The organism is Longimicrobium sp. (assembly GCF_036399255.1).
In the GTDB taxonomy this organism is placed as follows: Bacteria; Gemmatimonadota; Gemmatimonadetes; order Longimicrobiales; family Longimicrobiaceae; genus Longimicrobium.
This window is the reverse complement of the sequence record NZ_DASWNM010000092.1, coordinates 23,492-32,010: the sequence shown is the minus strand read 5'-3', so window position 1 is coordinate 32,010 and position 8,519 is coordinate 23,492. Positions and strand designations below refer to the sequence as shown.

Annotated in this window: 7 protein-coding genes; all 7 read right to left on the bottom strand. The window is 70.2% G+C overall.

All coding sequences use genetic code 11. The annotated features are described in order from the left end of the window. On the bottom strand, positions 1 to 96 hold a 96-nt coding region (locus tag VGC13_RS16685; RefSeq protein ID WP_414682973.1), incomplete at its 3' end, for a transposase. A 44-nt stretch (positions 97 to 140) separates the two neighbouring features. After that, positions 141 to 1,181, bottom strand: a complete 1,041-nt coding sequence (locus tag VGC13_RS16680) for a zinc-dependent alcohol dehydrogenase (protein WP_331126411.1) — start codon at positions 1,179 to 1,181, stop codon at positions 141 to 143. Then, a complete protein-coding gene (locus VGC13_RS16675) occupies positions 1,181 to 2,467 on the bottom strand; it encodes an aspartate aminotransferase family protein (protein ID WP_331126410.1) in 1,287 nt (428 codons plus the stop codon). The genes VGC13_RS16680 and VGC13_RS16675 overlap by 1 nt, the downstream gene beginning before the upstream one ends. Further along, on the bottom strand, positions 2,464 to 3,777 hold the full coding sequence (locus tag VGC13_RS16670; RefSeq protein ID WP_331126409.1) for an NAD(P)/FAD-dependent oxidoreductase: 1,314 nt from the start codon (positions 3,775 to 3,777) through the stop codon (positions 2,464 to 2,466). Before VGC13_RS16670 ends, VGC13_RS16675 begins: the two co-directional genes overlap by 4 nt. Positions 3,778 to 3,781: 4 nt before the next feature. After that, a complete protein-coding gene (locus VGC13_RS16665) occupies positions 3,782 to 4,588 on the bottom strand; it encodes a sterol desaturase family protein (RefSeq protein WP_331126408.1) in 807 nt (268 codons plus the stop codon). A 711-nt stretch (positions 4,589 to 5,299) separates the two neighbouring features. Beyond that, positions 5,300 to 6,211, bottom strand: a complete 912-nt coding sequence (locus tag VGC13_RS16660; protein ID WP_331126407.1) for a universal stress protein — start codon at positions 6,209 to 6,211, stop codon at positions 5,300 to 5,302. 263 nt (positions 6,212 to 6,474) lie between these two features. Continuing rightward, a complete protein-coding gene (locus tag VGC13_RS16655) occupies positions 6,475 to 7,986 on the bottom strand; it encodes a S8 family peptidase (protein ID WP_331126406.1) in 1,512 nt (503 codons plus the stop codon). Positions 7,987 to 8,519 lie beyond the last annotated feature (533 nt).

Below are 8,519 nucleotides of genomic sequence, written 5' to 3'. Positions count from 1 at the left end.
TTGCGGCGCGGTTACGCTCATCAGGGCCAGATAAGGCGCGACGAAGGCCCATTCCTCGTCACTGACATCGCTTGGGTACGCAATTCGATTCGACATGGCTCGAATATACACCCAAGGTGAACAAAGTGCATAACAGACTCTCAGGCGGGTTGCAGTACGACCTTCATGGCCTCGGCGCCCGCGCTGTACGTCCTCTGGTCCAGGTCGCAGCCCAGGCGGAGGAACGCCTCCCGGTAGTCGTCCAGGGCAAAGCGGTGCGTCACCATCCGCTCAGCGGGCACCCGGCCGCTCTCGATGAGGTGCATCGCCGAGGCGAAGGTGCCCAGCGAATCCACCGAGCCGATCAGGCTGAGGCTGCGCTCGGCGAGCCGCAGCGCGTCGATCGTGCAGGGCGAGCGCCGCAGCCCGATGGTCAGCAGCTGGCCGCCGCGGGCGAGCAGGCCCACGCCTTTCTCCACCATCACGCCGGTGGTGTCGACGATCACGTCCACCTCGGCCGTGGGCCGGCCAAAGGCGTCCTCCAGCGCCTCCTCGGCGGAGCCCGTGATTCGCCACCCCGCCGCGGCCACCGTCGCGGCCCGGGCCCGCCGCGCGGCCGAGACCTCGACCAGGGCCCCGCCCAGCCCCCGGCACGCCAGGGCATGGCTGTACAGAATGCCCAGCGGGCCGGCGCCGAAGATCAGGGTGCGCATGTCGGGACGGGCGCGCAGCCGGTCGGCGCCCGTGAGCGCGCAGCTCAGGGGCTCGACCAGGCTTCCCGCCTCGAAGCTCACGTGCGGCGCCAGCGGATACAGGAAGCGCTCCTCCGTCTTGTAGTACGGGGCGAACGTGCCGTCGCGGCTCACCCCCGTCTCGGTGTCGCCCTTGTGCTCGCAGTGGTTCGGACGGTCGGTCCTGCACATGGGGCAGAAGCCGCAGTAGAAGGTGGGATCGATCACCACCCGGGTGCCGGGGGCCAGCGACCGCACCCGGTCGCCCACGGCCACCACCTCTCCCGCCGACTCGTGGCCCAGCACCACGGGCACCTTCGCTTCGCAGGCGCCCATGATGATCCCCAGGTCGGTGCCGCAGATGCCCGTGGCCGCGATCCGGACCAGCACCTCGCCTCCGGTGGGCGCCCCGGGGGCGGGGCACTCCGCCAGCCCCACCTTCCAGGGCCCCTCGTACACCAGCCCCCGCATCACGCGCGGCCCCCTTCCACGTCGGCGATGGCCCGCGACAGCCGATCCACGACGTCGCGGATCTCGTCGTCGGTGGCCACCAGCGCGGGCCGCACCTTGACCACGTTGCCGAACCCGTACCGGGAGCCGCGGAGCAGCAGGTGGTGCCGCTCCTCGGCGGCGCGGATGATCCGGGTGGTGGCCTCCACGTCCGGCTCGCCGCCGGGCCCCACCATCTCCAGCCCCCACATCATCCCGATCCCGCGCACGTCGCCGATGCCGGGGTGCGCTTCGCGCAGGCCCTGCAGCAGCTCGCCCAGCAGCGCGCCCTTGCGCCGGACCTCCGGAAGAAAGTCCTCCCGCTGGATGACGGAGACGGTCGCCGCCGCCGCGGCCAGGGCGAGCATGTTGGCGCCGGAGGTGAACGAGTGGTCGAAGCTCCGGAGCACGTCCAGGCGGGACTCCATGAGGACCGCCGCCACGGGAATCCCGATCCCCCCCAGCCCCTTGGCCAGCGTGATGATGTTGGCCTCCAGCTCAAGCGCCTCGCAGGCGAAGACGTGGCCGGTGCGCCCCATCCCCGTCTGCACCTCGTCGGCGATCAGAAGGATCCCGGCCGACCGGCAGAGCTCCGACAGGGCCCGGAAGTAGCCCGGCGGCGGCACGATGTTGCCGCCGTTGCCCAGCACGGGCTCGACGATCATGCAGGCCACGGAGCCGTTGCCGCCGTACCGGAGGTAGTCCTCGATGGCCTCCACGCAGTGAAAGCCGCAGCCCGGGTACGAGGACTTGTAGTGGCACCGGTAGCAGTAGGGCGCCGGCACCTTGGTGGAGTACGGGCCGCGATTGGCCGGAAATTCCTCGCGGCGAAAGGCGTTGCCCGAGATGGAGGTGGTGAAGGCGGTCTGCCCGTGGTGAGAGAGAAAGAAGCTGATGACGTCGCTGTGGCCCGTGTACTTCTGCGCGATCTTCACCGCGCACTCGTTCGCCGTCGAGCCGGTCAGGTCGCGCATCCATCCCGCGTCGATGCCGTCCGGGGCCAGCTCCGTGAGCGTCCTGAGCACCTCCTGCGCATACGGCGCCGCGTACGACGAGCTCATGTGGGCGCAGCGCTTCACCTGCGCGACGACGGCATCGACGACCTCCGGATGATCGTAGCCCAGGGGAAGGTTGAAGGTCCCCGACGCCGCGTCCACGTACTCCTCGCCGTCTTCGGTGATCAGACGCAGCCCCCGTCCGTGCGTGAACCGGGTGTGAAAGACCGGCGCGCTCAGGGCCTGGCTCTGGGGCTCGATGGTGGCGATCATAGGATTTTGCGCTCCATGAATGAGAGGCGGCGGGGCGCCGCCGGGAACAGCCAGCTTTCGACGCGGTGCAGCCGGGGGACGATCCGGCACGCGGCCCTGACCAGCCACAGCGCGTAGCGGGGATCCATCCTGCGCGCGGTGTGGGGCCGCCCCCCCAGGCGAACCAGGATCTCCGCGAGCGAGTGCTGCAGCTTCTCCTGCTCGCGAATGCACAGCGCCAGCAGGTTGGCCCCAAAGGTGATTGGCGGGCCCACGCCGTACCGCGGCACGGGGAGGAGCTTTCCGATGCCGAAGACATAGAGGTTTCTGTGGTTCGCCGCGAAGAGCCCCGCCACGAGGTCGGGCACGCCGTCGGCGAAGCGGACGACGCCGGGCTGCAGAAAGGGGATGGTGGCGTGGAAGCCCGTGGCGTAGCAGATCAGGTCGAACTCCTCCTTTCTTCCGTCGACGAACTCGACTTCCTTGCCCTCGATCTTCGCGATCCCCTTTTGCGGCGTGATGCGCCCGTGCCGGATCCAGTACAGGAGCTGGTCGTTGATGGTGGGATCGCTGTCGAAGAGCTTTTCCCTGGGCCGCTGCAGGCCGTAGGACTCGTAGCTCCCCAGGCTGATGCGCACCAGCAGCCGGATCAGCAGGCGCTGCACGGGAAGGGGGAGCCAGTCCTTCAGCAGCTCGGTCGAAGGCACGCCCTGCAGGGTCTTGGGGATGTACCAGCGGCCCCGGCGCATGCTGATGTGGGCGGCCGCCGCATGGCGCGCCGCGTCCACGGCGATGTCGGCGGCAGAGTTGCCGCCCCCGACCACCAGCACGCGCTTGCCGCGAAGCACCTCCGCGCCGCGGTACTGGCCCGAGTGCAGGACCTCGCCGGCAAACGTGCCGCGGTGCTCCGGATAGCGGCACTCCCACTGCTGCCCCGAGGCGATGACCACGCCGCGGTAGACCCGCTCTTCGCCGGACTCCAGCGTGATCCGCCAGCGCGAGTCCTCCGCGGGCGCGACCCACCGGACGCGCGTGTTGAGGAAAAGGTTCTCCGCGAGCCGGTGGTGCTCGGCGAAGCTCTGCAGGTAGGCGGCGACCTGCTCGCGGCTGGGAAAGTCGGGGTAGTGGGCGGGCATGGGGAAGTCGGCGAACCGGGTCCTTCCCTTGGAGGTGATCGTGTGCACCCCTTCGTAGATGCCGCGGTGCCAGAGCCCTCCGACGCGGTCGTTGCCGTCGAACTGATCGTAGGCAACGCCGTGCCGCCGGAGCGCCGCGGCGATGCCCAGCCCCGCGAAGCCGGCGCCGACGATGGCGATCTTGTTGCGGTACATGGCGTTACCCGTCCCGTGCTTCCGGGCTCTCCACCGCATTGGCCCGCCGCGGGCCCACGAACGGATAGGTGAACTGCGAGACGAAGTCGCTCGGAAACTCCTCCCCGATCCCCAGCTCCTCGGGGATCTGGTTCCGGGGGTTGTAGTAGCTTCCGAACGCGATGTCGTAGATACAGAGCGTGTGCTGGTAGTTGTGCTGCGACTCGAGCTCCTTGTCGGAGTGGTGCCAGCGGTGCAGGACGGGCGTGTTGAACACGTAGTTCAGGGGGCCCAGGCGCAGCTCGATGTTGCTGTGCGCCATGATCCCGATGTAGGCGGTGAACGCCGCCTGCCACAGCACCACGTCCTGGGGAATCCGCAGCACGGCGATCAGGCCGGCGGCAAAGATGAGCGGCAGGGCGTCACCCGGGTGGACGCGCCCCGTGTTGAGCACCCACAGCTTCTTGACGCTGTGATGGACGGTGTGGAAGCGCCAGAACCAGGAGACGGTGTGGGACCACCGGTGCCCCCAGTACCGCACGAAGTCCACCAGCAGAAGGGCCAGGACCACCTGCCCGAGAACCGGCCAGTGCCTGGGCCACAGGCCGGGCTCGGAAAGGCCGGCCAGCCAGATCATGGCCAGGGTGGCGGCGATGTCGACCAGCGTGGCGAGGCCGTGGTTGGTGAAGACTTCCGTCAGCCCCGTGAAAAGAAGATCGTTTCCCAGCTGGTGGTCGTCGGCGAGCCACGCTTCCGTTCGCGGGATGACCCGCTCGAGCGCGAAGATGGCGCCCACCAGCGCCAGGTAGACGACGAGAAACGACACGTACACGCCGTGTCCTCTCGTGTGCAGGAGGTAGGCGGAGCCCATGGACGCGGCAAGAAGGCCGGGCCATGCCACGAAGGGAAGGACTGTGCTGGCCGCCCGCATTGCGGCCAGCGGCTGGAGCGGGGTGCGCGGGCGTCCGCTGCCGGGCGTTGCGCCCGCGAAGGTGACACCGGCGCACAAAAGGAATACGGCGGCCGAGGCAAGCGTCGACATGGGAGGAAGGCATGATGGGGCGGATCATAAAAACGGCGGGAGATGTAGTATTGTTCTCGCGCCGGTGAATTGTCCAGAGTCTTGTGCGGCGAACCCGGGAGGCGCCCCGTGACGCGACGACGCCGACGCGGGGAAATCCGACCGGGCGGATGCGGACGCGGAACCCTTCCCCGCACCGCGGGCGTGCTGCTGGCCCCCCATCGCGCGGGCGGGTGCGGCCACGCCCGTCAGGCGGCGTAAACGGCTTCGCCGCCTGCACATCTCCCCACACGGAGCGAAGCACGCGAAACGGAAGGCGGCGCGATTCCGATCAGAATCGCGCCGCCTTCCGTTCCGGCTCCGTCCGCCCGGTGTGTGTTCCCCCCCCCGCCGCGCAGACCCCTGCCCACGGACCCAGCAGTAGCGGCATCCGCGCGCCCCTGTCCCCTGTCCCCTGTCCCCTGTCCCCTGTCCCCTGTCCCCTGTCCCCTGTCCCCTGTCCCCTGTCCCCTGTCCCCTGCCCTACGCCACCTTGCCGGCCGTGGCGAGCGCGCCGCCCCCGGCGTCCCCGGCCACGTCCATCGTCGGGCCGTACAGCCGCAGCGGCGGGATGACGAGCACGGCGCAGGGGGCGTGGCGCACCACCGTCTCGGCCACGCTGCCCAGGAACATGCGGCCGATCCCCCGGCGCCCGTGCGTGCCCACCACGACCAGGCCGGCTTGCCACTCCCGCGCCGCGGCCACGATCTCGTGCGCGGCGTCGCCGGTGCGCACCCAGGGAACGATGGGCGCCCGCGGCGCCTCGGCGCGGATGAACGCGGCCAGCTCGCCCTCGGCGTCCTCGGCGGGCCACACGGGGGCGAGCGGCGCCTCGTCCAGCGCGGGCGGGCGAACGAACAACGAGCGCAGCTCCGGCTCCGCGCCGCCGCGAAGGCCCTGGGCCAGCACCAGGCCGCGCGCGTGGGCGTGGGCGGCGTGGTGCGACAGGTCGGTGGTCATCAGCACGCGCAGCGGCCGGCCGGGCAGCGGCTCGCGCACCACCAGCATGGGGATACGCGTGCTGCGCAGCACGTGCGCGGCCGTGGTGCCCAGCACCGCGCCGGCCAGCCGCCCGCGCCGCGTGGCGCCCAGCACCATCAGGTCCGCGGCGGCCGCGGTGGACATGGCGCGCAGCGTCTGCTCCGGGTTTCCGGCGGTCGCGCGGCAGAGCACGCGGCCCGTCGCCAGCGCACCGGGCGACATCGCTTCCACCAGCGCGCGCAGCTCCCGGGTGCGTGCGGGCGGCGCCGTCGCCGCGCCGGGCGAATCGACGTGCAGCAGGTGCAGGTCCGCCCCCAGGCGCGCGGAGAGGGTGAGCGCGGACGCAAGGGCGGGATCGTCGGGGCGCAGCGTGGCGACGCCGGCCACCACTCTGCGGATGGGCTGGTGGGGCATGGAGATCCTCCGGTCGGCGGGGAAAACGTCTGCGTCAACGGTAGCCCCGCCGCCGCCCTCCGCGCGTCGGGCGCGCGCCGCCAGGCATCGGGGGGCGATTCCCGCCGGCCGTGTGGAGAGATCTCCTTGCCCGCCCCGCAAACCCGCCGCGGAGATCGCTGCAACGACGAGGAGGCCCCGCACCCGTGCAGGGTGCGGGGCCTCCTTCCTGGCCTGGCGGGTTTCCGGGAGCGGCCGCCCGCGGAAAACCCCCGGGCGTCAGATCAGCACGGCACGTTGCCGCACATGGGCTCCGGCGGCTCCTTGTAGACGTAGAACTCCGGGGAGGTGCCCGTGGCGCTGCCGGAGGTCACGACTACGCGCAGGTAGAAGGAGCCCGCATACCGCCCCACGCTCCGGCTGTACGAGCTGCTGTTGGTGCCCACGTTGGCCCACGAGGCGCCGCCCTCGGGCCTGTACTGCCACTGGTAGGTGTACGTCCCGCTGCCGCCGGAGGCGGCCGCGTTCCAGGTGTAGGTGCCCCCCGCGTACAGGTAGCCGGGCCCGCTGATGCTGGCCGACACCGCGGGCGTGGGGGTCGGCGTGCCGCCACCACCGCCGCCGGTCAGCAGGCTGTACACCAGCAGGTTGGGCGAGCCCGCGCCCAGCGCCGACAGGCGGTACGTGGTGGCGTTCGACAGGATGGCGCTGCCCACGGTGGCCGGCGCGGCGTACGGGTTGCCCTGCAGGTACAGCGCGGCCACGCCCGCCACGTGCGGCGACGCCATGGAGGTGCCGTCCAGGACGGTGGAGCCGCCGTACAGGTAGCTGCTGGTGATGCCCTCGCCCGGGGCGTACAGGTCGACGCAGCCGCCCCAGTTGCTGAACCAGGCCTGCTGGTCGTACTGGTTGCTCGCGCCCACCGTCAGCGCCGAGGCCGCCCGGGCCGGCGAGTAGTAGCAGGCGTTGTCGCTCCAGTTGCCCGCGGCGACCACGGTGGTCACGCCCGAGGCCACCAGGTTGGCGATGGCGTCGTCCACCGCCTGCATGGCGCCGCCGCCCAGCGACAGGTTGGCCACCGCCGGGGTGGCGTGGTAGTAGCGCACCCAGTCGATGCCGGCGATGACGCCGCTCCAGGTGCCGGAGCCGCCGCAGTCCAGCACGCGCACGGCCGCCAGCGTCGCGCTCCTGGCCACGCCGTAGTAGGCGCCGCCCACCGTGCCGGCCACGTGCGTGCCGTGGCCGTTGCAGTCCTGCCCGTTGCCGCCGTACGCGTCGTACGCCGCGTACGCGCGGCCGCCGAAGTCCCAGTGCGAGGTCTCGATCCCCGTGTCGATGACGTACACCGTCACGCCCGAGCCGGTAGCCGTGTAGCCGTAGGCGCCGTTGAGCGGAAGGTCGCGCTGGTCAACCCGGTCCAGCCCCCAGCTGCCCACCTGCGACACCTGCACGCGCTGGTCCTGCTCCACGTACTTCACGTTGGGGTTGCGGGCCAGGGCGCTGGCCGCCGCGGGCGACAGCCGGGCCGCGAAGCCCTTGATGGCGTGCTGGTACGTGTGCTTTACCGTGCCGCCGTGCGCGGCCGCCAGCTGCCGGGCCAGCCCCGGAGCGTCGCGCACGTCGTCCTTGAACACCACCACGTACTGGTCGGGGATGGCGTTGCCGCCACGCTCAGCCTTGCTGGCCGCCGGCACCTGCGTGGGCGCCAGCTCCGGCGCGCTGGGCACGTCGGAGCACGCCGCGAGGCCCGCGGCAACCGCGACGGCCGCAAAGAAGTGCTTGCTGCGGAAAATCATACGTCCGGTCTCCATCTACTTCATGGGGTTGGATCACGCCGCCCCGTCCGCGCGAGCGGCCGGGAGAGCGCGGGGAACGGGCCTGGGTGGGCCCCTTCCCCGGGGATTCGGACAGCCGACCTGAAAAGCGTTGCCTCGAGGCGCCCAGCACATCTACCGTCTCATTCTGAGCCTTTATTGTATGCGGGACCCGGGAGGTGCGCAAGGGGGTTTATTTGGAAAAACTACGTATCTACCGCGTAGCAATCCGTAACAGTTTTTCAAGCATCGATGCGGGAAAACGTTCACCATCGTCAACTTTACGAAGTCGACAATGCACGGTTTTTATTGTGGTGATTGAACTTGCATTCGTGATGGATGCAAAACTCGAAGACCTGAAAGGAACGCAGCGAACAGCCGGTTATCGGGTCGCCGCGTGCTCCGGCAACCGATGGATTCCACGGAGGGAACATGAGCCGACCGGTTTGTGGATGTCATACCAGATTCTCATCTCATACCAGATCCTTAAAACGACGAATCGTACAGAGGAACAG

Excerpts from the sequence above, each read along its gene's own strand:
- VGC13_RS16670 (WP_331126409.1), bottom strand. The coding sequence starts at position 3,777 with ATGTACCGCAACAAGATCGCCATCGTCGGCGCCGGCTTCGCGGGGCTG.
- VGC13_RS16655 (WP_331126406.1), bottom strand. The coding sequence starts at position 7,986 with ATGATTTTCCGCAGCAAGCACTTCTTTGCGGCCGTCGCGGTTGCCGCG.
- VGC13_RS16680 (WP_331126411.1), bottom strand. The coding sequence starts at position 1,181 with ATGCGGGGGCTGGTGTACGAGGGGCCCTGGAAGGTGGGGCTGGCGGAG.
- VGC13_RS16675 (WP_331126410.1), bottom strand. The coding sequence starts at position 2,467 with ATGATCGCCACCATCGAGCCCCAGAGCCAGGCCCTGAGCGCGCCGGTC.
- VGC13_RS16660 (WP_331126407.1), bottom strand. The coding sequence starts at position 6,211 with ATGCCCCACCAGCCCATCCGCAGAGTGGTGGCCGGCGTCGCCACGCTG.